Origin of the sequence: Spirosoma pollinicola, assembly GCF_002831565.1 — a bacterium.
Lineage (GTDB): Bacteria > Bacteroidota > Bacteroidia > Cytophagales > Spirosomataceae > Spirosoma > Spirosoma pollinicola.
This window is the reverse complement of record NZ_CP025096.1, coordinates 1,844,087-1,866,561: the sequence shown is the minus strand read 5'-3', so window position 1 is coordinate 1,866,561 and position 22,475 is coordinate 1,844,087. Positions and strand designations below refer to the sequence as shown.

The 22,475-nt window shown below is 48.7% G+C and carries 17 protein-coding genes; 6 read left to right on the top strand and 11 right to left on the bottom strand.

From position 1 onward, the window contains the following. Window positions 1–4: 4 nt before the first annotated feature. The 4 genes from CWM47_RS07895 to CWM47_RS07880 form a co-directional block, all read right to left on the bottom strand. Window positions 5–1,252: an ABC transporter permease gene (locus CWM47_RS07895; protein WP_100987468.1), complete on the bottom strand. Its 1,248-nt coding sequence runs from the start codon at window positions 1,250–1,252 to the stop codon at window positions 5–7. Window positions 1,253–1,337: 85 nt separating this feature from the next. Continuing rightward, a complete protein-coding gene (locus tag CWM47_RS07890) occupies window positions 1,338–2,000 on the bottom strand; it encodes an ABC transporter ATP-binding protein (protein ID WP_100987467.1) in 663 nt (220 codons plus the stop codon). Window positions 2,001–2,092: 92 nt separating this feature from the next. Further along, on the bottom strand, window positions 2,093–3,541 hold the full coding sequence (locus CWM47_RS07885) for a TolC family protein (RefSeq protein WP_240625759.1): 1,449 nt from the start codon (window positions 3,539–3,541) through the stop codon (window positions 2,093–2,095). Window positions 3,542–3,781: 240 nt separating this feature from the next. Beyond that, window positions 3,782–5,041, bottom strand: a complete 1,260-nt coding sequence (locus CWM47_RS07880) for an efflux RND transporter periplasmic adaptor subunit (RefSeq protein WP_100987466.1) — start codon at window positions 5,039–5,041, stop codon at window positions 3,782–3,784. Window positions 5,042–5,270: 229 nt separating this feature from the next. Between CWM47_RS07880 and CWM47_RS07875 the strand changes: the two genes are divergently transcribed. From CWM47_RS07875 to CWM47_RS07860, 4 genes are all read left to right on the top strand, one after another. Continuing rightward, window positions 5,271–5,699, top strand: coding sequence for a MarR family winged helix-turn-helix transcriptional regulator (locus CWM47_RS07875; protein WP_100987465.1), 429 nt, complete (start codon window positions 5,271–5,273; stop codon window positions 5,697–5,699). A 19-nt stretch (window positions 5,700–5,718) separates the two neighbouring features. After that, on the top strand, window positions 5,719–6,162 hold the full coding sequence (locus CWM47_RS07870) for an organic hydroperoxide resistance protein (RefSeq protein ID WP_100987464.1): 444 nt from the start codon (window positions 5,719–5,721) through the stop codon (window positions 6,160–6,162). Continuing rightward, a complete protein-coding gene (locus CWM47_RS07865) occupies window positions 6,159–7,157 on the top strand; it encodes an NADP-dependent oxidoreductase (protein ID WP_100987463.1) in 999 nt (332 codons plus the stop codon). Before CWM47_RS07870 ends, CWM47_RS07865 begins: the two co-directional genes overlap by 4 nt. Window positions 7,158–7,503: 346 nt before the next feature. Next, entirely contained in the window at window positions 7,504–9,792 is a 2,289-nt protein-coding gene (locus CWM47_RS07860; RefSeq protein WP_100987462.1) for a GH92 family glycosyl hydrolase, read from the top strand. A gap of 159 nt (window positions 9,793–9,951) precedes the next feature. On the opposite strand, the gene CWM47_RS07855 is transcribed toward CWM47_RS07860, so the two are convergent. After that, window positions 9,952–11,031 carry a DUF4421 family protein gene (locus tag CWM47_RS07855; protein ID WP_100987461.1) on the bottom strand — a complete coding sequence of 360 codons (1,080 nt, stop codon included), beginning with the start codon at window positions 11,029–11,031 and terminating at the stop codon, window positions 9,952–9,954. A gap of 52 nt (window positions 11,032–11,083) precedes the next feature. Continuing rightward, window positions 11,084–12,058 carry an NADPH:quinone oxidoreductase family protein gene (locus tag CWM47_RS07850; RefSeq protein WP_100987460.1) on the bottom strand — a complete coding sequence of 325 codons (975 nt, stop codon included), beginning with the start codon at window positions 12,056–12,058 and terminating at the stop codon, window positions 11,084–11,086. A 153-nt stretch (window positions 12,059–12,211) separates the two neighbouring features. On the opposite strand from CWM47_RS07850, the gene CWM47_RS07845 reads away from it, so the two are divergent. After that, a complete protein-coding gene (locus tag CWM47_RS07845) occupies window positions 12,212–12,718 on the top strand; it encodes a heme-degrading domain-containing protein (protein ID WP_100987459.1) in 507 nt (168 codons plus the stop codon). A 163-nt stretch (window positions 12,719–12,881) separates the two neighbouring features. Here the strand turns inward: CWM47_RS07845 and CWM47_RS07840 are convergent, their stop codons facing one another. From CWM47_RS07840 to CWM47_RS07825, 5 genes are all read right to left on the bottom strand, one after another. Then, the gene (locus CWM47_RS07840; RefSeq protein WP_206170617.1) at window positions 12,882–13,805 is read right to left on the bottom strand and encodes a winged helix-turn-helix domain-containing protein; all 924 of its coding nucleotides are present in this window, start codon (window positions 13,803–13,805) and stop codon (window positions 12,882–12,884) included. Window positions 13,806–13,877: 72 nt separating this feature from the next. Next, window positions 13,878–14,069: a hypothetical protein gene (locus tag CWM47_RS38060; protein ID WP_157815920.1), complete on the bottom strand. Its 192-nt coding sequence runs from the start codon at window positions 14,067–14,069 to the stop codon at window positions 13,878–13,880. Window positions 14,070–14,272: 203 nt separating this feature from the next. Then, the gene (locus CWM47_RS07835) at window positions 14,273–17,521 is read right to left on the bottom strand and encodes an efflux RND transporter permease subunit (protein ID WP_100987458.1); all 3,249 of its coding nucleotides are present in this window, start codon (window positions 17,519–17,521) and stop codon (window positions 14,273–14,275) included. A 117-nt stretch (window positions 17,522–17,638) separates the two neighbouring features. Then, window positions 17,639–18,808 carry an efflux RND transporter periplasmic adaptor subunit gene (locus CWM47_RS07830; protein WP_100993780.1) on the bottom strand — a complete coding sequence of 390 codons (1,170 nt, stop codon included), beginning with the start codon at window positions 18,806–18,808 and terminating at the stop codon, window positions 17,639–17,641. Between the two features lie 64 nt (window positions 18,809–18,872). Beyond that, window positions 18,873–20,213, bottom strand: a complete 1,341-nt coding sequence (locus tag CWM47_RS07825; RefSeq protein ID WP_100987457.1) for a TolC family protein — start codon at window positions 20,211–20,213, stop codon at window positions 18,873–18,875. Window positions 20,214–20,602: 389 nt separating this feature from the next. Between CWM47_RS07825 and CWM47_RS07820 the strand changes: the two genes are divergently transcribed. Then, window positions 20,603–22,309, top strand: a complete 1,707-nt coding sequence (locus CWM47_RS07820) for a glutamine--tRNA ligase/YqeY domain fusion protein (protein ID WP_100987456.1) — start codon at window positions 20,603–20,605, stop codon at window positions 22,307–22,309. The last annotated feature ends 166 nt before the right edge of the window (window positions 22,310–22,475 follow it).

Below are 22,475 nucleotides of genomic sequence, written 5' to 3'. Positions count from 1 at the left end.
ATGATTAAGATTTAAGCGCTTCTGCGATGTTTAGTTTCGACATGCGGAGGGCGGGTAAAACGCCGGATAGTAATCCAAAAAGCAGACAGACTAGCAGACTTATAATGAACACATTCAGATTGATCGTCAGATCGGAATAGGCAATCATGCCGCTGGCGTTGATTATGTGGATGACGATCAGGGCCAATCCCAGGGCGATGGTACCGCCAATGAGCGTAATGAAAACATTTTCAACGATAAACTGCCAGACCAACGTTTTCACGGGCGCACCAAAGGCTTTCCGTATGCCTATTTCAGAAGCGCGTTCCATAATACGGCTCACATTTATGTTTACCAGGTTGATGGCAGGTAACCCCATCAACATAAATAGGACAAAGCCAATTACCCCGAAAAAGATGGCCTTTATGCCAGCGTTGCCATCCAGAATACTTCCGACGAAATTCTCCAGGTAAGGCACACTTTTCACATCCATTACCGAGAACTTGTTCCCATCCTGAATTATGGGTAACGGAATTCGGTTGATATGGCCCTGAAATTCCTCCTGAATAGCCGGCAAGTCTGCTTTGTCTTTCCCCAATATCATCGCCACAAAACCACCCCGCATGCCGGCACTTTGGTAATTACTTTTGGGAGCCGTGTATGGAAAGAAAACATCAGCGTAGGTAAACGGCCGGGTAACCGGACTGGCTTTAACGACGCCAATCACCTTATAATGAATGTTTTCAATTTCAACATCTTTGCCAACGACGGATTCTACAGCACTTTCGAAATAATGTTTCTTAAAATCATTGGTAATCACGGCTACGTTGTCGCCGTTAGCAATATTCTGTTCGTTGTAGGGTTTACCTTCCAGAAACTCGAAGTCAGACACCTGCCAGAATTCGGCATCGGTAAATTTTGTATTGAGCTTTATTTTCTGCGAACCGACGTATGCATTCGAGCTATTGATAAATGTTGTGATTGTTACCCGCTCAGGGGTTTTCAGCGATTTGGCATACTCCGTCAAAAACTTAAAACTCATAGGCCCATTGGTACTTGACGTCCGACTCGAATCCTGGAGATGCATTTGCATGATGTAGAGCATTCGATCCCGCTTATTTTCAGGGTAATGACTACCGATGAGGTGGTCAAGGAAAGAGGTCAGCACCATCAGAACCGTCAGGGTCAGGCTGATACCGAAGAGGGTGATGAAGGTGTAGAACGGATGCCGAAGCAATACCTTCCAGGCGATTTTTATGTAGTTCAGTAGCATGATTAAAGAGTGAAAGAGTGAATGAGCGAAAGAGCGAACTAGTGATTCAGCTTTCCCGCTCTTTCACTCTTTCGCCATTCGCTCTTTATAAAACCTGCGAGCCGTCGAACAGGCGTATGAGCCGGTGGGTGCGCTTGGCCATTTGTTCATCGTGCGTGACCATCACAATGGTGGCCCCGCCATCGTTGAGCTCCTGTAGGATCGTCATGATTTCATTGCCCATCGCACTGTCGAGGTTGCCGGTTGGTTCATCGGCCAGAATAATTGACGGATTGCCAACGATGGCGCGGGCAATGGCGACACGCTGTTTTTGCCCGCCCGATAGTTGCTTCGGAAAGTGCTTTATGCGGTTACTCAGGCCCACTTTGGCGAGTGCTTCTTTGGCATATTCCTGCCGGGGTTTACCATTCGTGGCCCGGTAAAGCAGCGGAATCTCAACATTATCTAACACCGTCAAATCGTTGATCAGGTGGAAACTCTGAAAAATGAATCCGATCTTTTGGTTACGCAGCCGCGCCAGTTCTTTGTCGCGGTACTGCGTAACAGACTGCCCATCGAGTTGAACGGTCCCTTTAGACGGTTCATCCAGCAGCCCCATCATGTTCAACAGGGTACTCTTGCCGCAACCCGACGGCCCCATAATGGAGACGAACTCGCCTTTTTTGATATTGAGGTTGATGTTGTTCAGCGCCAGCGTTTCTATGGTGCTGGTGCGGTAAACTTTTTCGATATTCTGGAGAGAGATCATAATGGATTATGAAGAATGAATATTGTAAAATGAACCGTATAAGCGTATCTGGATAAAACGAATTGAATGACTGGCGCTGAATTGTCCATTATTCATTTTCCGTTATCCATTACTTTAATCTTCAGGTTCGTGTCAAAGTCGTATAAAGTCAAAAGCCGCAAGGTGTAGTAGGCCTGCCAATAGTCGCGGAGGGCCAGAATGGCATCACGACGGGCGCGATCTTTTTCCTGCGTAGCAATCCCTAAATCCGTTACACTGAGGTCACTCAGCTTGAAACGGTCCTGTGCAATCTGGTACCGGGCCTGCCCGATCTGATCGGCTTTAGCCGTTAAGGTTACCTGCTGGTTCAACATTTGCAGTAAGGTCACCTGCGTAAAAATTTCCTGTTCGAAGGTAAGTTTGTCCTGCTCCACGGTTTGCTGTGCCAGCTCCCGGTTCGCCTTAGCCGTTTCGACCAGTGCCCGCGCCCGCCCCCAGGTCATAATGGGCAGCGTAAACTGAAGCGATACGTATTCCCGATTCTGCGGGCGGATGTACACGTCAATCAGGTTTGGCCCCTGATTCGAAAGGCCGTAACCCGCCGTAAGGGTAGCATTCAGACCATTATTTTTTCGGGCTTTTTCCAGATCCCGTTCCGCTTCGAACAATCGTCGCCGGAAACCAATAGCAGCCGCACGGTTGGCAACCGCTTCGTCGATAGCCCGTTTTACATCGACGACCAGCACTGGAATTTGATTAGGAATAGCCAGTTCAAGGGCACGAACTTGACCAGCTGCATCATCCCGATAACCAACAAACGTTTTGAGTCGTAGTGAGGCAACAGCCGCTGTCTGCCGTGCAGAAGCCAGGTCTTTTTCAGCATTCAGCACACTCAGTTGCAATTGCAGCAGGTCGTTCTGCGATATCTTGCCCATATCCAGTTTATGCAGAGCAATTCGGTAAAGGGTATCATTATTGGCGCGGTTGGTTTCGGCAATTTGCAGATTCACCTGCGCCACCAGCAAGTCGAAATAGAGGTTTGTAGCATTGAGCGACACCTGTTCGAGCGATTCGATAAGCTGCTGGTTTCCTTCGGCAAACAACAGCGGTTGAATTTTTCGATCCCATCGCATCGGGTTGAATTGGAATAAGGGTTGCGACAACCCAATTCCAAACGGGATACCATTATACAGGGTGTTGTTCTGGATAAAATTATCAAATCGCTGAAGTTGCTTTTGCACAAATATCGTCCCGCCCGTTGGGGCAATGGTCTGGCTCAGCGACAGATTCAGGATCGAATTATTATAGGATACCGGCTCAAATCGAATGTTTCCGTCTGGCTGGGTTACCTGCACATACGACCGCGTGAAGTTGGGCAACGATCCATCCAGACTAAGCTGTGGTTTGAACTGGGCCAGAAATGAACGGTACGACCAGATATTTGTACGCTGTTGGGTAATCGCCCGTTTTGCCGCTACCGACTGGTTTTGAGCAAGTTGCAACACGTCGGATAAGGTGGTGGGTTGGGGCTGGGCGGAGAGTTGGTGGGCTGATAGCAGCAAGATAATTATGTAATGAATACATAGTTTTCTCAAGTTTGACCTGTTTACCACCCCCAAACTTACCACCCCCAACCCCCTCCTAAAACAGGAGGGGGCTATGCCGAAGGGTCGCCTTGTTTTAGCCCCCTCCTGTTTTAGGAGGGGGTTGGGGGTGGTAAGTTTGGGGGTGGTAAACAGGTCAAACTTGGAAAAATCTATTTTTCTAACACTAATTAAAAGGCAATTCATAACAGTCTGGATTTAGCGTTTCGGTTCAATAGTAATTTCATCCAGATGCTCATATTGACTCAAATCCGTCAGAATAACCTGCTCACCAGCCTGTAAACCGGATTTGATTTCTACAAAATCGAAGTTCGACAGGCCAAGCGATACCTCTCGTCGACGCGCCACATTACTCCCCTTGTTCACAACAAACACATACTGCTTGCGCTTTCCTTTAAAAGCAGGGCCGTTTGCCACCCGAACGGATTTCGTCACCCGGTCGGTGATCACAAACACTTCTACTTTCATGTTCGGGCGTAATGATGCGTGATGGCTGTTGTCGAGTTGAATAACGAATTGCACAATGCCATTTTTCACGGCTGGTTTCACCTGCGTAATCAAACCACGCAAACTGGTTTCATTTACTTTGATAGTTACTGGCAGCCCGACCTTGACCTGATCGGCATACACGTCCGAGCACGACCCTTCGACCCGGAAACTTGCCAGATCGGCCAGTTTTGCCAGCATCTCCCCTTCGTTGACCGACGAGCCGATGTTTTCATTTACCCAGGTTAACACCCCCGGCCGGTCGGCAATGATGTCGGCCTGTTTTAGTTTGTGGGTCAACTCCTTCAGGTTCTTCTCTTCGATCTGTGCCTGCAATGTCGTTTCGCGCAGGCTGGCCCCCATCGACTGCCTATTGTAGGCGAGATCGTTTTCGAGTTGTTTTTTCTCCAGTTCAGCCACACGAAGGGCGTTTTCGGCGCGGGTAACATCCTCGCCTGTACTCCCACCCACCTTCTGTAAACGTCGGGTGCCTTCAAGATCTGCCCGGAGCCGATTGATATTCAGAAGCTTTATCTGGTCGTTTACTTCGGCATCGTAAAGACTTTTGTTCAGCTTCATCCGTAGCTGGTCGATGCCATTTCGTTTGAGGGCCAGTTGATCATCGAGTCTTTCAAGTTCAATTTCGGTCAGCGATTTGTCGAGGTCGAGAATGGGCTGGCCGGGTTTGACCGCCGTTCCAGGGGTGAGCAGTACCCGGCGGATACTGGCCCGGATGGGACTGGTGTAAATCTGCTCGTAAGCCGGAATAACTTCGCCCGTTGCATTCAGCGAATTTTCGACCGGGCCAATTTCAGCCGTTGCTGTACGGATTTTTCCGGCATCAACGGAAGTCTTGAGCGCGTTTCGTGCCAAGATAATAATCAGCACCAGAGCAACGACAACCATTACCCCAACGAGTAGGTTACGATTGCGGCCACGATTGGCGATCTCCGGGGCAAGTTCTTTATCCATCATCTGTGTAGTGTTCTCACAAATAATAAATCAAATGCTGTGCCAGCGAACAAAACCCTAAAAATCAGCAGTTTATCTGAAATCCAGTCAATTAAAAACGTGCGAAATCGCACAGGATATTGCGTTTACGCACAACACCTCGTCGGGTTTACAGGTAAATATTCAGGAATAGAAAACTTTATTGGAACAATGTAAGTTAATTATATTGTGCACAATTTAATTTTACACAATGAATCGTTTATCACTAGCTAATCAGGTATGTTTTCCGCTCTATGCCCTATCAAGGCAGGTAACGGCCCACTACCGGCCCTTGCTGGAACAACTGGATCTGACGTATCCGCAATATCTGGTAATGCTCCTTTTGTGGGAAACGGATAACCAGTTCGTCAGCGCAATTGGCGACCGGCTGTTGCTTGATTCAGGTACGCTGACACCCCTCTTGAAACGACTTGAACAAAAGGGGCTCGTTAGCCGAACGCGAAATACTGCCGACGAGCGGCAGGTGAGTATTAAACTCACCGATGCGGGCAAAGCCCTTAACGAACAAGCCGCCACCGTTCCGGAACAACTTCAACAACACCTGCAACTCTCAGACCAACAAGCTATTAATCTTCGTGATCAACTGGTAACGCTGCTTGATCAACTCACCAATAAATAACTAATTAGCTAATACAAGTATGTTTCAATCGCTTTATTCCGCCAACGCTACAGCCACTGGCGGGCGTGACGGTCACGTAACCTCTTCCGATTCTGTACTGGACCTCGACGTACGCACACCCCGTGAACTTGGGGGTTCAGGTGGTGCCTACACCAACCCCGAGCAATTATTTGCGGCTGGCTACGCTGCCTGTTTCGACAGTGCACTCAACCTCGTTATTCGTACGGCCAAACTAAAGACCGGTCTCACGTCTGTTGCCGCACAGGTGAGCATTGGTAAACTGGACACTGGCGGTTTTGGTCTGGCGGTTACGCTCGCGGTCAACGTACCGGGTGTTGATCAGGCACAAGCCGAAGACCTCGTTCAGAAAGCCCACGCGGTATGCCCCTACTCCAACGCAACCAGGAACAACGTTGACGTAACCCTCACCGTAACGACTCAGGAAACCCCGGTTCAGGCATGAAAAACAAGCAAATCAGTCTAGCATCGCGTCCCAAGGGTATGCCGGATGCCTCTACGTTCCAGTTCGATTCCGTAGAATTGCCAGCTCTGAAATCTGGCGATATATTGATTCAACCCACTTACTTTTCCGTCGACCCGTACATGCGGGGTCGGATGAATGCCGGTAAATCATACATACCTGCGTTCGAAGTTGGCCAGCCGCTGGCGGGTGGGGCCGTGGCGAAAGTTATTGAGAGTCAAGCCGATGGGTTTGCCGCCGGTGATGTGGTAACGGGCAGCTTGCCCTGGGCAACCCAGTCTGTTGTATCCGCTGGTGCGTTGAAAAAAATTGACACAAATCTGGCCCCCGCCAGTTATTACCTGGGCATTCTGGGTATGCCGGGCCTGACGGCTTATTTTGGGTTGCTGGACATTTGTAAACCTAAAGCGGGCGAAACTGTCGTTGTATCGGGAGCTGCCGGAGCCGTGGGTATTCTGGTTGGTCAGATTGCCAAAATTCAGAGATGCCGGGTGGTGGGTATCGCCGGTTCGGACGATAAGATAGCTATGCTGACCGAATCGTTTGGCTTCGACGCAGTGGTGAACTATAAAACAAGCTCGGACTTAAAAAAGTCGATTGCCGACGCGTGTCCTGATGGAGTCGATGTGTATTTCGATAACGTGGGTGGTGATGTATCGGATGCGGTCATTGCCAATCTCAACTTCCACGCCCGTATTTCACTCTGTGGTCAGATTGCTTTATACAACACGACCGAAACGCCCGTCGGCCCACGTATTCAGCCCATGTTGCTGACCCGGAGCGTGCTGATGCAGGGTTTCACGATCGGCAATTACAGCAAGCGCTTTAGTGAAGGCATTCAGCAGTTGGCCACCTGGCTTCAGGAAGGTAAACTGCACTATACAGAAACGACTGTCAACGGATTCGATGCCTTGCCGGAAGCACTGCTTGGCCTGTTCTCGGGTCAGAATACCGGGAAGATGATCGTTCAGGTATAGATCGTTTGTATTTTATTTGTTTGGCGCCGGACTGAATCTATTGATTCAGTCCGGCGTTTTTTTTGATGCTCGTACGGGGTCGTCGGCTTGTATGCGACAGCATTCATGCTATTGAGCCGCTAGCCAAAAAATGACCCGTAAGCGTTAATCTGCTTAATTTAGCCTGACGGCTCGACAGCAGGGATGCTGTCGGATACACTCGTTGAAACTAAGTTAGGAGACGTTAAAATTCTTGGAAGATCAGCGTAGGGCACTGGTTTGGGAAACGCTCATTAAGCACATCTTTCCGAAACCTTTTCGTACCTTTTTAGTCTGAAACTCCGCTAACGGGCCATATCTTTCAAAAATGCTAAAACTTAGTCTAACCTTCCTTTTCCAGTTTCTCTTTCTCCTTGCTCACGCTCAACAGAATCTCGTTCCTTTTGTACGTCCGCTCATTGGCACCGAAAAAATGGGGCACACCTATCCGGGGGCAACAGTGCCGTTCGGGTCAGTTCAGTTAAGCCCCGACACGGATACCTTGTCGTATGAACTCAATGGCAAATACAACGGTGATGTCTATAAATACTGTGCGGGCTATAAATATGAAGACAAAACTATCGTCGGTTTCAGCCACACGCATTTCAGTGGTACCGGCCATTCCGATCTGGGCGATTTCTTAATCATGCCCACACAGGGTACGTTGCAACTCAATCCTGGCGTAGCATCGAATCCGAAGAGTGGCTATCGGTCAGCGTTTTCGCACGCCAGCGAAGTGGCCGAAGCAGGGTACTACAAAGTCAAACTCGATGATGATGCGATCACGGCAGAAATGACGGCATCCAACCGGGTAGGTTTTCATCAGTACACGTTTCCAAAATCCGATCAATCGCACATCATTCTGGATTTGACGCATGGCATTTATAACTATGAGGACAAGGTAGTCTGGACGTTTGTGCGGGTTGTAAATGATACGCTCATAACGGGCTATCGGCAAACCAACGGCTGGGCCCGCACCCGCACGGTGTATTTCGCCCTGTCGTTTTCCAAACCCTTTAAATCTTACGGACAGAAGAATCTGGACAAACCCCAGGTCTATCGGGGATTTTGGGGGAAATTCAACCAGACAAAGAACTTCCCCGAAATAGCGGGCAAACGGATACGTATGTATTTCGACTTTGATACCGAAGAAGGTGAAAAGGTTAAAGTAAAGATGGCACTGTCGCCGGTGAGCCAGGAGAATGCGCTGGCCAATATGCAAACCGAAGTTCCTCACTGGAACTTCGAACAGACAAAAGCAAAAGCACAGGCCGATTGGAACCGGGAATTAAACAAAATCCAGATCGACGCATCTGAAACGGATAAAGTGAATTTCTATACTTCGCTTTACCACTCGTTTATCAATCCAACGACCTATATGGATGCCAATGGCCAGTATAAAGGATTGGATCAGGGCGTACATACGGCCGCGGGCTATACCAACTACACGACCTTTTCACTTTGGGACACGTATCGGGCGCTGCATCCGTTTTTCAACCTGATTCAGCCGGGACGCAATAGCGACATGGTACAATCCATGATGAATCATTTTGACCAGAGTACATTAAAAATGTTGCCCGTCTGGTCGCATTATGCGAACGAAAACTGGTGCATGAGCGGGTATCATAGTATATCGGTCGTGACCGATGCGGTGATCAAAGGCGTGTATAAAGGCGATGCCCAAAAAGCTCTGGACGCCTGTATTGCTACGTCGAACCACCGCAGTTATGAAGGAATCGGGGAGTATATTGATAAGGGCTATATTGCTTCAACAGCCAACCGAACATCGGTATCGAACACCCTTGAATATGCCTATGACGATTGGTGCATTGCCCAGCTGGCTAAGAAACTGAATAAGCAGGATGTATATAACACGTATATGAAACGCTCCGAAAACTGGAAAAACGTCTACGATGCCTCCATCGGCTTTATGCGTCCCCGACTGGCAGATGGTTCATTTAAAAAGGAGTTCGACGTACTGAAGACCGATGGACAGGGCTTCATTGAGGGCAATTCCTGGAATTTCAGCTTTTTCGTTCCACAGAATCCGGCGGCACTAATTCAGACGATGGGTGGCCAGAAGAAATTTGCCACCCGGCTCGATTCGCTGTTTTCGATGCATTTGCCCGATGAGTTTTTTGCCGAAACTGAAGACATCACCCGCGAAGGAATCATTGGTGGATACATACATGGCAACGAGCCCGCTCACCACATCGCGTATCTGTATAACTGGGCCGGACAACCCTGGAAAACACAGGAACGCATTCGCATGATTCTCAACATGCAGTACAAGTCTACCCCCGACGGACTAGGCGGCAACGACGACTGCGGCCAGATGAGTGCGTGGTATATGTTTTCGTCTATGGGTTTTTATCCAGTTGCGCCCGGTTCTGAGGAGTACTCATTAGGAAGCCCATCGGTCAGAAATGCCCGATTGAATCTGGAAAACGGCAAAACCTTCATCATAGAGGCTATCAATCAGGGTGATAAACATGTGTATGTGCAGAAGGTGTTATTGAATGGTAAGGAGCTAACGCAGCCCATGATTACCCATTCCGATATTTTGAAAGGCGGCACATTGACGTTTTATATGAGCGCAAAGCCCGTGAAAAAGTAGGATGTGGCTCTGATGGCGCAAACGTCCGCGTTCTGATAGCGCAAACGTCTTCGTTTGTGCTGGCTATTCCCCGGCCTCTGGCCGGTTTTCAATTAACTTACTTCCGGCCAGAGGCCGGGGAATAGCCAGCACAAACGAAGACGTTTGCGCTATCAGAATTTACAAACCCGGCACCTGCTTAATTATACCTTTGGGTTTATAACGGATTCGCTTACCAAAAACCAGTCGAATATAGTTGGCGTTGGTGTTAACCAACGCCTGCGAGAAAGTACGGTTCATCAGAGTGGAGGACCCATATATTCCACCATAAAAAATACTTGAACTATACCCAAGCGTGGCCGATGCAACGCCCTGCCAACCGGGTAGAACCCGGCTCTCGAAACCGGTCAACTCCGTACTGGTTTGCTGTAGCAAAACTATTACCCCCGGACGCACGGTAAAACTAAAAAAGTAGTGCTTTCGATAAACCATTGTTCTGGAGTAGCCCAGATCAATACCTACTGATAGTGATTTGAGGGTCAAAAGCCTGGCTTCCGGTCGAAAATCCTCCTGTAGTGCGGTAGGCACCAGCGACGAATCGGCCCGGATGAGCTGGTACGTTAGCGAAGTCCCTACATTCCAGGAACTTGCTCCTTTCCGCTGCTCTTCGCGTTGAAGCAGCGTAGCCGGGGTAGAGAGTTGTAGCGGGTTGAACTGGTATAATAAACGACTCGATACGGTCTGACTCCGCAGGTCGTTCCGGTACGGGTAAGCCGAATGACTATCAAACCAGTTGGCCTGAAGGATGTCTGGATTGCTGATGTAAAAGCCCCGGTAAAACTGGTACTGAGTTGATAACCAAAACCGCCGGTTATTTAAATTTATGGTGACGCCAAACGGTTTTGTCTTCCCCCTCAGGTCGTTATTGTAGCCAAAAAAGGGAAGTTTAATGGAGAATTCTGTACCGAACCATCTATAGTTCGCACCAAGTCCGAGCGACCAGGGCAAGTTTGGTCTGTATATGAGTGAATTAGGAGAGCCAACCACCCGCAAGGTGTAATCCTGTCGATCACTTACTGCATACAGATGCAGTTGTCGGTAGTAGGTTGTTATATAATTTCGGTCAACGCGTGGTATCTTGGTTTTCAGCAGCGTATCCAGCGGAATACCCAGTAAGCTAAGTCCCTGCCCGGAACCATTAAAATAACTTCCTATCAACAGGACAAGCAGTAACCACCTGCTTCCATAAACTTTACCCATTTTTGAAACAGGAAATACCCTAGACATTAACATGGGCATACCTGCTAATGTTTTACAGCACCACCACAGCTTTCCCAATCACCCGACGTTCCATCATATCAGTAAGTGCCTCTGGCGCTTCAGCTAATGTGTACTGTCTGGAAATATATGGTGTAATTTTACCCTGTATCGCCCAGGTGGCAATTTCCTGCATGTTTTTCATACTCAATGCGGCTTCCTTCTGGGTAAACGCTCCCCAGAACACGCCCACCAGCGAGCTGCCCTTGAGCAATGCCAGATTGAGGGGAATTTTGGGGATCTCGCCACCGGCAAACCCCACGATTAGGTAGCGTCCTTTCCACGCCAGTGATCGAATGGCCGGTTCTGCCCATTTGTCGCCAACGGGGTCATAGACCACATCGACACCGTTGCCTTGGGTAATTTCTTTAACGCGCTGCCGCAGGTCCTCAGTAGAATAGTTGATGAGATGCGTAGCTCCTTTTTCCTGACAAACGGCTAATTTCTCATCGGTTGAGGCAGCTGCAATAACGGTGGCACCCATCAGTTTACCCAACTCAACAGCGGCAAGCCCTACGCCCCCGGCAGCACCCAGAACCAACAAGGTTTCGCCAGGTTTGAGTTGGGCGCGATCTTTTAACGCGTGGTAAGACGTCCCATAGGCGTAGAGTGTAGAGGCTCCCGTAATAAAGTCCATCCCATCGGGGAGCGGAATTGTTGCTCGGGCATCTGAAATTCGCTCTTCAGCCAGACCGCCATGCGAACCAAACGTAAAAACATGGTCGCCGGGTTTGACATGCCTGACGCCCTCGCCCACCGCCATAACTATCCCCGACGATTCGCTCCCCGGCGAAAACGGCAATGAAGGTTTGAACTGGTACAAATTTCGGATGGTGAGCGTATCCGGGTAGTTTAAACTACAGGCCTTTACTTGCGTCAAAACCTCACCGGGACCGGGTACAAGGGAAGGAACCTCTTCGAGGGTTAGTGTATCGGGGAGGCCGAAGGCTCTGCAAAGTATAGCTTTCATAAGCAGTACAAATCGGATTTACAGGAAGCTGCAACCGTCGAATTCACGATCGTTACAGTAAATAAGGAATAGACCTTGGCAATTTCAAAAATTGCGTACAATTATACCCTACCTATTGTAAAAAAGCACTCAAGTCTTGCTTATGTTTACGGCATGGATTCTACTATCGACACCGATCTGGCGCAGCTGGCGCTTCAGGAAAAACAGCTTCAATTTGATATTTTCAACCACGAAACAGCTTGGCAACTGGGTACCAAACTCAAAGAAGCCGTTAAAGCCCGTGGCAAAGCTGTTGCAATTGATATTCAACTTAACGGCCAACCGTTGTTTTTCTACGCCATGCCGGGTACTACACCAGACAATGTGGACTGGATTCGCCGAAAGCGAAACGTGGTTCAACACTACCACCGGAGTTCCTACGCCATAGGACTTGAGCTAAAAAAGGCGCAAAATACGCTTCTCGACAAAGCAGGACTTGATTTCCGTGACTTTGCCGCACATGGTGGCTGTTTTCCGATCTTACTTCGGGGTTCGGGTTGCGTGGGTACGATCACGATTTCGGGGTTGCCTCAACGCGAAGACCATACTATTATTATTGACGTGTTGGCCGATTGGCTAAACCACACAATTAGTGAACTGGCATTAGCAGATACAAACTAGTAACAGTCGCTTAACCGTAGCTTTTACCATCTTTGCCAGCTACCTGTTGCGAATGGAGATGCGGTTACCAACAACACCCTGAACGGACTAAAGACTGTTACCGATAGTCACAACCTGTTAATTCAGTAACAGGTTGTGACTATCGGTAACAGTCTGGAATAGCTTATTGAGAAACAATATTTTGTATTTCCAGCCGATACCCAACCCCATGCACAGCGGCAATTTTGATGGTTGGGTCATCTTGCAGCAACTTTCGCAAGCGCGATACGAACACATCTACACTTCGGCCAACCGTAATACCCTCATCTTCCCAAACTAATTTCAGAATCTGGTCACGCTCAAGGATCTGGTTTGGATGACTCACCAACAACCGTAATAGTTTGGCCTCCCGATAAGTCAGACTATGCGGAGTCGTATTCGTGATAAGGGTAAGATTGGGTAAATCCAGCGAAGATCGACCAAACCGGATCAACGATGAAGCTGGAATCGACGCTATGGGTTGCTCTACAGTACTATTCGTGTGCTCTTTTCGATGCCTGACCGCGAATAACAAACCCACCAGCAGCCCACCGATGCCGAGTAGCGGCAAAAAAGGTACTCGTTTTGCCGACGGAGCGGGACTGTTGAAGGTGATCTGCAATGTATAACAACCCGCAGCTAGAGAGCGGTTTACACAGGGAATGGATTCGTTTCTCAGCAAGTCTTTTACGGAATAGCCCAGTTGTACTTCCCCCCTGGCACAATCCAGAACGGCAACATCGTAGGTGGCCATCACGTTGTGAAGCCGGAACGATTCCCGAAGGAGACCAGGTAGCCGGTCGTAGTCAAAATTGGTTGCCAGTTGAAGGCGAAATGTGTGAGGGTCAAGTTGCTGAACGGCCGGTATTCGGGAGGTAGAATCGCCGGCTGCCCGAAGCAGGTGGTGGGCTGTTCGGCGGAGGGCCAGGTTAACTTTTTGGGTAGAGTACAGGTTGTCCGTGGCCGCTGACAATCCCACAAACTGGGTGAACAGCAACCCTGTTATCAGCACTATTCCACTGATAATCAATAGACGGATAATCGTTAAAAAACCTGACCTAATCCTCATAATATGGGGCTCTAATTAGCCTTTAATCCGAACCAAAATGGTTTGTGTTTCATTGACCCGGGATCAACTACGTTACCGCACCAAAATCTCATTATGTGGCAGCGCATATCGATTACCAACAGGCAGCAAAACAATATAGTCACCTTTTTTACAGGAAGCTAATACCCGCTCTATTGGAATCTGCCGAAATGACTTACGCAAGTACATGTGTAACGTATTCGTCGCCTTATCGCGGATGGCTACGATGAAGTTAATCTTGTCCAATGCCTTGCTTTATTCGTTAGTGATGAAGCAAAGCTACTGGTCGACGCAGACCCGCTTGTCAATCGTCTGTAAAACATTGTAAAGGAAATGTAAAAGTTGACCTACTGACCCTATTGGCCACAAATGACGATACTGCCTGTTGTTGACATGTTGTCAACAACAGGCAGTATCACTGGTAAACCCGTTTATTTCGTTTCGGCTTCTTAGTGCCGAACCTTATCGCCACTCTGGCCATTGCCGTTGGACGGGGCAGGTTGCGTTTGGGCAACTACTGGCTCTTCAGGTTTATCTTCTTTTTTCGCTTTCTCGCCGTTCTCCTTTAAAGCCGCTAAGCCTTTTTTGCCATAGGCCAGCCTTGTGATGCCAACATATAGAACGGGCACCACGAAAATAGCCAGCGAGGTAGCCGCCAGCATACCGCCTAATACTGTCCGGCCAATGGTTGAACGGGCAACGCCCCCAGCTCCACTCGCCAACGCCAATGGAAACACGCCAAGAATAAACGCCAGCGAAGTCATCAGAATTGGGCGTAAACGAAGGCGAACAGCTTCGATTGTAGACTCCAGCAAATCCTCCCCTTTGTCAACACGCTCTTTGGCAAACTCCACAATCAGGATGGCGTTTTTAGCAGCCAGACCAATCAGGGTAATCAACCCAATTTGAGCGTACACGTTATTGGTCAGGTATGGGAAAATGATCAGGGCAGTAATGGCCCCCAATGCACCAATTGGCACAGAAAGTAATACCGAAAAAGGCACCGACCAGCTTTCATACAAAGCCGCCAGGAACAGGAATACGAAGCCAATCGACAGCATAAAAATATAGATTGAGCTGCTGCCCGCATTGATTTCTTCCCGGCTTAGCCCGCCAAAATCATACGCATAGCCAGCAGGCAGCACTTTGGCGGCTACTTCACGCAGGGCATCATTGGCCTGGCTGGTACTGTATCCGGGTTTGGCACCCCCATTCAACTCGACCGATCGGAACAGGTTAAAGTGCGAGATCAACGGGGCATTTTCGATAACGCTGGTTGTGATAACTGTACTGATGGGCACCAACTGACCCCCACTATTACGAACGTAATAATTATTGAGCGCCTTAATATCGGAGCGGTACATAGTATCGGCTTGTGCTACGACCCGGAACTTCCGGCCGTAAATAATGAAGTCGTTAACGTATTGACTACCCAACAACGTTTGCATTGTGGTATAGACAGAACTAACCGAGATACCCAGTTTTTTGCACTTATCGCGGTCAACGTCAACCCGATAGGCTGGTGATTTCGCGGTGAAATACGTAAAGGCCCGTGAAATTTCGGGGCGTTTATTGGCTTCTGTCAGGAACGTCTGTACCACATTATCAAACGCCTTGACATCGTCGTTAGACTCCCGTTGTTGAATTTCGAAGGTAAAACCCGATGACTGACCCAGGCCCGGAATAGCCGGTGGCTGCAACACCTGAGGCCGGGCATCGTTCAGAACAGCCAATTCTTTTTGCAGCTTGACCACCAGCGAATCGGCCTGCATGTTTCGCTCCTTACGCTCGTCCCAGGGCTTCAACTGCATAAATACCGTACCACTATTCGACTTGGAGGCAAATGTTATGGCGTTCAGACCGCCCAAAGCTGCAAAGTGATTGACGTAGGGCTGTTTTTTAAGAATCGCCATGATTCGGTTAAGCACCTCAAGACTACGCGTAGTTGAAGCCGCTTCCGGAATTTCATAGGTTACAATTAAACGACCTTCATCTTCTGTCGGGATAAATCCGGTCGGTTTAGCCCGGAATAAAAGCCCAGTTCCGATATATAAAACGACCAGCCCGACAATTACCAGCGGAGTTGCTTTGATGAGTCGCTGAACCCCGTTAGAATAGGCATTGGTTACCCGTTCGAACCACTTGTTGAACTTGTAGAAGAACTTGTTCAGACCTTTTGCGTTTTCGTCGATGTGCATCGGGCGCAGCAGAAGCGTACATAAAGCGGGCGTTAACGACAGGGCCACGAAGGCCGAAATCAACACCGAAACGGCAATCGTAATCGCAAACTGCTGGTAGAGCCGCCCCACAATTCCGGGGATAAAACCAACCGGTACGAACACAGCCGCCAGAATAAGAGCAATGGCAATTACCGGTGCTGAAATCTCGCGCATGGCCTCTCGGGTAGCCTCTTTTGGCGTCATGCCCTTGTCGATATTTACCTGCACGGCTTCCACCACCACAATAGCATCATCGACCACAATACCGATAGCCAGCACGAACGCAAAAAGGGTTAATGTATTGATCGTGAAGCCCAAAGGAACAAATAAAGCGAAGGTTCCGACGATAGATACCGGAATAGCCAGCAACGTAATGAGTGTAGCCCGCCAACTTTGCAGGAAGAGGAATACCACCAGAATAACCAGTACCAAGGCTTCAACCAGTGTTTTTATTACCTCTTCAATAGAGACCTGAATAACCGAAACCGACTCAAAGGGAACTACGTATTCAATGTCTTTGGGGAAGGTTTTCTTCAGGTTGTCCATTGCCGCATAAACGCCTTTGGCCGTTTCCAGGGCGTTACTACCCGGCAACTGATAAACAAGCAAATAGGAAGCCCGCTTGCCATCAACGAATGAGTTACTGGCATATGAAAACTTACCCAATTGCACCCGTGCTACGTCATTCAGATAAACCAGTGAGCCTTTTGCCGGATCGCTTCGAACAATGATTTTCCGAAATTCTTCTTCCTTGCTTAGTCGGCTGTTAGTAAAGACCGAATATTCAAAAGCTTGTGACGCTGGCTGTGGCGATGCCCCTACCGAGCCACCCGCCACCTGTAAGTTCTGCTCCTGTAGTGCCGCCACAACATCATCGGGAGTTAACCCTAATTGCGCTAGTCGATCCGGTTTAAGCCAGATACGCATACTGAAGTCATCGGCCCGGCTAAAAATATCGCCCACGCCCGGCACCCGCAACAGCGCATCCCGAATATAAATGTTGGTGTAGTTATCCAGAAACGAAACATTGTGAGTGCCTTTTGGCGAATACATAGCTACCAGCATAAACAGCGACGGATTTCGTTTCCGAACCACGACGCCAAGACGGGTAACTTCCTGAGGCAACTGCGGTTGCGCGATACCAACCCGGTTCTGTACATCGAGGGCGGCAATGTTTACGTCGGTGCCTACTTTAAAGGTCACGTTCATACTCATACGACCGTCGTTGGTGGCATTGGTTTGAACATAGTCCATTCCCGGAGTACCATTGACCTGCGTTTCAATGGGTGTTGCCACGGTTTGCTCCACCGTCTGGGCATCGGCACCAGTGTAAGTACCCGTTACCTGCACCACCGGGGGGGTAATGTCGGGATATTGGCTGACGGGTAAACTCAATAAGGCCAGTACGCCCAACAGGACGATCACGATGGATGCGACGATGGCCGTAACAGGTCGGTTGATGAATATTTCTGCGAACATAAGTCAAAGTGTGAAAGAGCAAAAGAGCGAAAGAGCGAATCAAGGAGCGAAATCATGAACCAGATAGTAAGTCATCTGGAAGGCCGCTCTTTCACTCTTTCGTTCTTTCACTCATTATTATTTTGCTGCCGTCTGTTTACTGCTCGAATCTTGTTTGGGGCCAGCCTGCTGACCAGCCTGGGTAACACGTACTTTCGCGCCTTCACGAATCTTTTGCGTGCCTTCCGTTACGACGGTTTCGCCTTCTTTCAAACCTGCTTTTACGATTACTTTATCGTTAATTCGGGCACCCAGCGTTACTTTCTTCTGGGTCACTTTACTGCTGTCGCCTACCACAAACACAAAGTATTCGCTCATCTGCTCGGTTACAGCCTGATACGGAATCAGCAGTTGCGGCTCGCCCGTACTGTTTTTCACCCGAACATTGGCGTTTATACCTACTTTAAGTTGTTTGTCTGGATTCGGGAAAGCGATACGAACACGCAGCGTACCCGTTTGCGGGTCTACGGCGCGGTCAATAATGCGCACAGAACCGGGGTATTTATAATTTCTGCCATCAGGCATCGTCAGTACAAGCGTTGAGTCGCGGCCAGTATTTTTCTGGTTTTGCAGCTTTTGAAATCGTGGAATTTCAGACGCATCAACCTGTAAGTCAGCCGCAATCGGATTGTCAGACGAGATCGTGTTAAGTGGCGTTGAGCCCGGTGCAACGGCGGCACCAAGGCGCACCTGCGAGATGCCGATTGTACCATCAAGGGGGGCGTAAATCGTCGTGTATTTCAAGTTCGTGGCTACTTGCTGAATAGCTGCCTGCGACGCTTCAACCTGCATTTTAGCCGCTTCCAGCGTGGCATTTGCATTATCGACCAGTTGTTTGGCTACGGCATCCTGTTCGGCCAGTGTATTATACCGATTGGCGTCTTTCTGAGCCCGGTTGAGATTCGCTTTCTGAACGTTAAGGTTCGCTACTGCCTGATCGTAACCGGCCCGGTATTGCTGAGGATCAATAGTATACAGTTTCTGCCCCTTACGCACCTGCTGGCCATCCTGGAAAAATATGCCTGTGATATTACCCGACACCTGAGGTTGAATTTCTACCTCAAGCAAGGCGGTCACCGTGGCGGGAAACTGATCATAATAGGTTGCATTTCCCTTCTCCGCCTTTACGGCCGAAACGGCAGTTGGTGGCGGAGGTGCCTGCTGCTGGTCATCTTTTTTACCACCACAGGCCCAAAAAGTTACCGTGATAACAGCGCTAATAATCGACAGATTAATATATTGTTTCATCATCTCAGAACACGTTTGCTATACTGACGAAGCCGGGCGGCTGAGTCGAAGCATGACAAAAATTTTAAAATTGTATAGCACCTAAGGCGCGTTGGACATCCAGTTTGCTGATCAATACCTGATACAGGGAGTTGAACACATTTAGTCGGGCGGTTCGTAAATCAGCTTCGGCAATGGTCACGTCCAGATACGTTTTTATGCCTGAACGGTATTGAAGATTAATGATTCGATACACATCTTCGGCAAGCAACTGGTTCTCGCGCAGGGCGAGGTAATTCGCCAGATTTCCTTTGTAGTTGGCTAGTGCCTGCGCATATTCAGCATCGACGGCACTTGTCAAAGCAACCAGATCCCAATTCAGCCGCTGTACCTGCAACTCCGCAATCTTCGTCTGCTGAATACGTCGTCCGCCCTGAAAAATGGGCAACGCGACCGACAGGCCAATCAATGAGTTTGGAAACGTCTGGCTAAATAGCTGGCCAAATGCATTGTTCTGATAAAGCAGGTTATAGTTGGCAATCGCATTCACTGTTGGCAGGTAGGACCAACGGTTATATCGTACGTTTGCTTCCAGTAATTGCCCCTGGCTTTGCAGCAGTTGGTATTCAATACGGCTCTGCGGGTTTACCAGTAACATTGTATCGAGAGCTACCTCATTCGCCAATTGAAGCGTATCGTAGGTTAAATTGAGCGTCAAATTCGGCGGATAGCCCATCAGTTGCTTCAACGTCTGAACTTTAGAACCCACCAAATCGCGGTACTGCTTTTGCTGAGCACGACTATTATTAAGCGCAATTTTCGCTCGTTGAGGGTCTGTTTTATCGACGATTCCGCCCTGGTACTGATTCGTAGCGTCCTGTAAACTGCGTTGAAGGCGGGCAATATCTTCGGTTAAAATATCTACCTGCCGCTGCGTCAGAATAACATCGTAAAAGGCTTTACTTACATTGACGACCACATCAATCTTGTTTCGAACTGTAGTCTGGCTCGCCTGAGCACGATATGTATCAGCGGTTCGACTGGCTAGCAGTAGGTCGCGGTTGAAAATACTTTGGGTTAGCGAGAATGACGCTGTCGATGTGTTTTGCGCGCCCAACGTGACAGGCCTTTTTTCGCCAGTTGTGGCATCGGGAATCAGTGTAACGGGTAATTTGAGGTAGTGCAATAGGTTGTAGCCAGCCGCGATTTGGGGATACCAGGCCGCCAGAGAGCTTTGCACAGTCCGCTCCGCTATTTCCTGGTCAATAACCGATTGACGAACAATTGGCTGGTGACCCAGTGCATACTGAATGCAGTCGGGCAGGTAAGCCTGTCTGGCTAATGAATCGGATGTTTTTTGTGCGAAAACCGCTCCAGAAAATGTACTAACGATCCAAAGTAGAACTATAAACCAACAAGTTTTCATAAAATGATGAGAGGCATTTATACCCGCCGAGAAACGAATAGTCAACAACGTGTACTATCCAACAACTGTTTCCGATTGCCGTTTTGTTCGCGATTTATAATAAATTAATTAAGCATTCTTGATTACTTAAGTAATATTCCTGCCTGTACTTTCATGAATTAACTAAACGAATCTCCCTGATGTTCAGGCGATTTACAGAAGTTAGTCAATTATTTAGTTGGATTGAAAGTCCAGCATTCTATCCTGATTTAGATAATTGATCAAACCCACTGTATCTGGCTTCAGTTAAGTAGTCGACAGCCCTTTCAAATCAGAACAACTCGCGATCATGTTTGTCAAACCCATACAAAGACCGTAATTTCGGGGCTTTATCAGTAGCGATCAGCAACATGACCGAAGTAACTAAAGAGGCCGGCGAACCCATGGGAGGTTCGTTGAATTTTATTGAACAAATAGTTGAAGAAGATATTGCTTCCGGTAAAAACGGCGGGCGTGTTCATACGCGCTTTCCACCCGAGCCAAACGGCTATCTGCACATCGGTCACGCCAAGTCTATTTGTCTGAACTTCGGTCTGGCAGACGAATATGGCGGGCAGACAAACCTCCGTTTCGACGATACAAACCCCGTTACAGAAGATACCGAATACGTTGATTCCATCAAGAATGATGTGCGCTGGCTTGGTTTCAATTGGGAAAACGAATTTTATGCCTCTGATTACTTCGATCAAATCTATCAATTTGCCGAAACGCTGATTCAAAAGGGGTTAGCTTACGTTGACGATTCGACCGCCGAAGAGATTGCCGCCCAGAAAGGTACACCAACGGAACCGGGTCGGCTGAGTCAATACCGCGACCGGAGCGTCGACGAAAACCTTGACCTGTTCCGGCGGATGAAAGCGGGTGAATACCCTGATGGTGCCAAAGTACTGCGGGCGAAAGTCGATATGGCATCACCGAATATGCAGTTACGTGACCCCATCATCTATCGTATCAAACACGCACATCACCACCGCACCGGCGACACCTGGTGCATATACCCGATGTACGATTTTGCTCACGGGCAGTCGGACGCTATCGAGCACATTACGCACTCGTTGTGTACGCTGGAGTTCGAAGTACACCGGCCTTTGTATGAATGGTTTATCGACAAGCTGGACATTTTCCCTTCCCGCCAAATTGAATTTGCCCGGCTCAACCTGACCTATACGGTCATGAGCAAACGCAAATTGAAACAACTGGTGGAAGAAGGACACGTAAACGGATGGGATGATCCCCGGATGCCAACCATTGCGGGTATTCGTCGGCGCGGCTACACGCCCGCCAGTATCCGCGAGTTTGCCGACCGCATCGGTATTGCCAAACGCGACAACCTGATCGATGTGGGTTTACTGGAATTCTGCCTTCGCGAAGAATTGAACAAATCGACTCACCGCGTGATGGCCGTTCTGGACGAAAAGCCGCTTAAACTCGTCATCACCAATTATGAAGTTGGTCGAGAAGAGGTCATGCACATTGAAAACAATCCGGAAGACCTAAACGCGGGCGAACGGAATGTACCCTTCAGTCGCGAGGTATATATTGAGCGTGACGACTTCATGGAAGTGCCGCCCAAAAAATTCTTCCGGTTGTTTCCCGGTGGCATGGTACGGCTGAAAGGTGCGTACATTATTAAGTGCGACGAGGTCGTGAAAGACAACGCGGGCGAGATTATCGAACTGCGCTGCTCGTATATACCCGAAAGCCGGAGCGGTTCGGATACATCGGGCATCAACGTAAAAGGCACGATTCACTGGGTATCGGTGCCTCATGCTGTAGAAGCTGAAGTACGTTTGTATGACCGGCTTTTCTCGGTCGAGAACCCGGCCGCCGACGAGCGGGATTTTAAAGAGTTGATTAACCCAAACTCGTTGGCTACCGTTCGTGCGTTTGTCGAACCGGCGCTGGTTGAAGCGGCCCGATCAGGTGCGCAAACTAATTTCCAGTTTATGCGCAAAGGCTACTTCATTCTCGATCAGGATTCTACTGCCGAGCGGCCCGTTTTCAACCGGACTGTCACACTGAAAGATGCCTGGGCAAAGGAGCAAAAGAAAGGGTAAAGGTTTTTAGTACGAGTACTATAAATGGTCTTTGATTTCCGATTTTATAATCATAAATCAAAGACCACTTGTTTTTCCATTATAGCAGTTGCTCAATTAAAATTCACTATGTCTACCATCCATAAATCGAGCAACATCAACGATATTCCGTCGTACGATAAAGAAT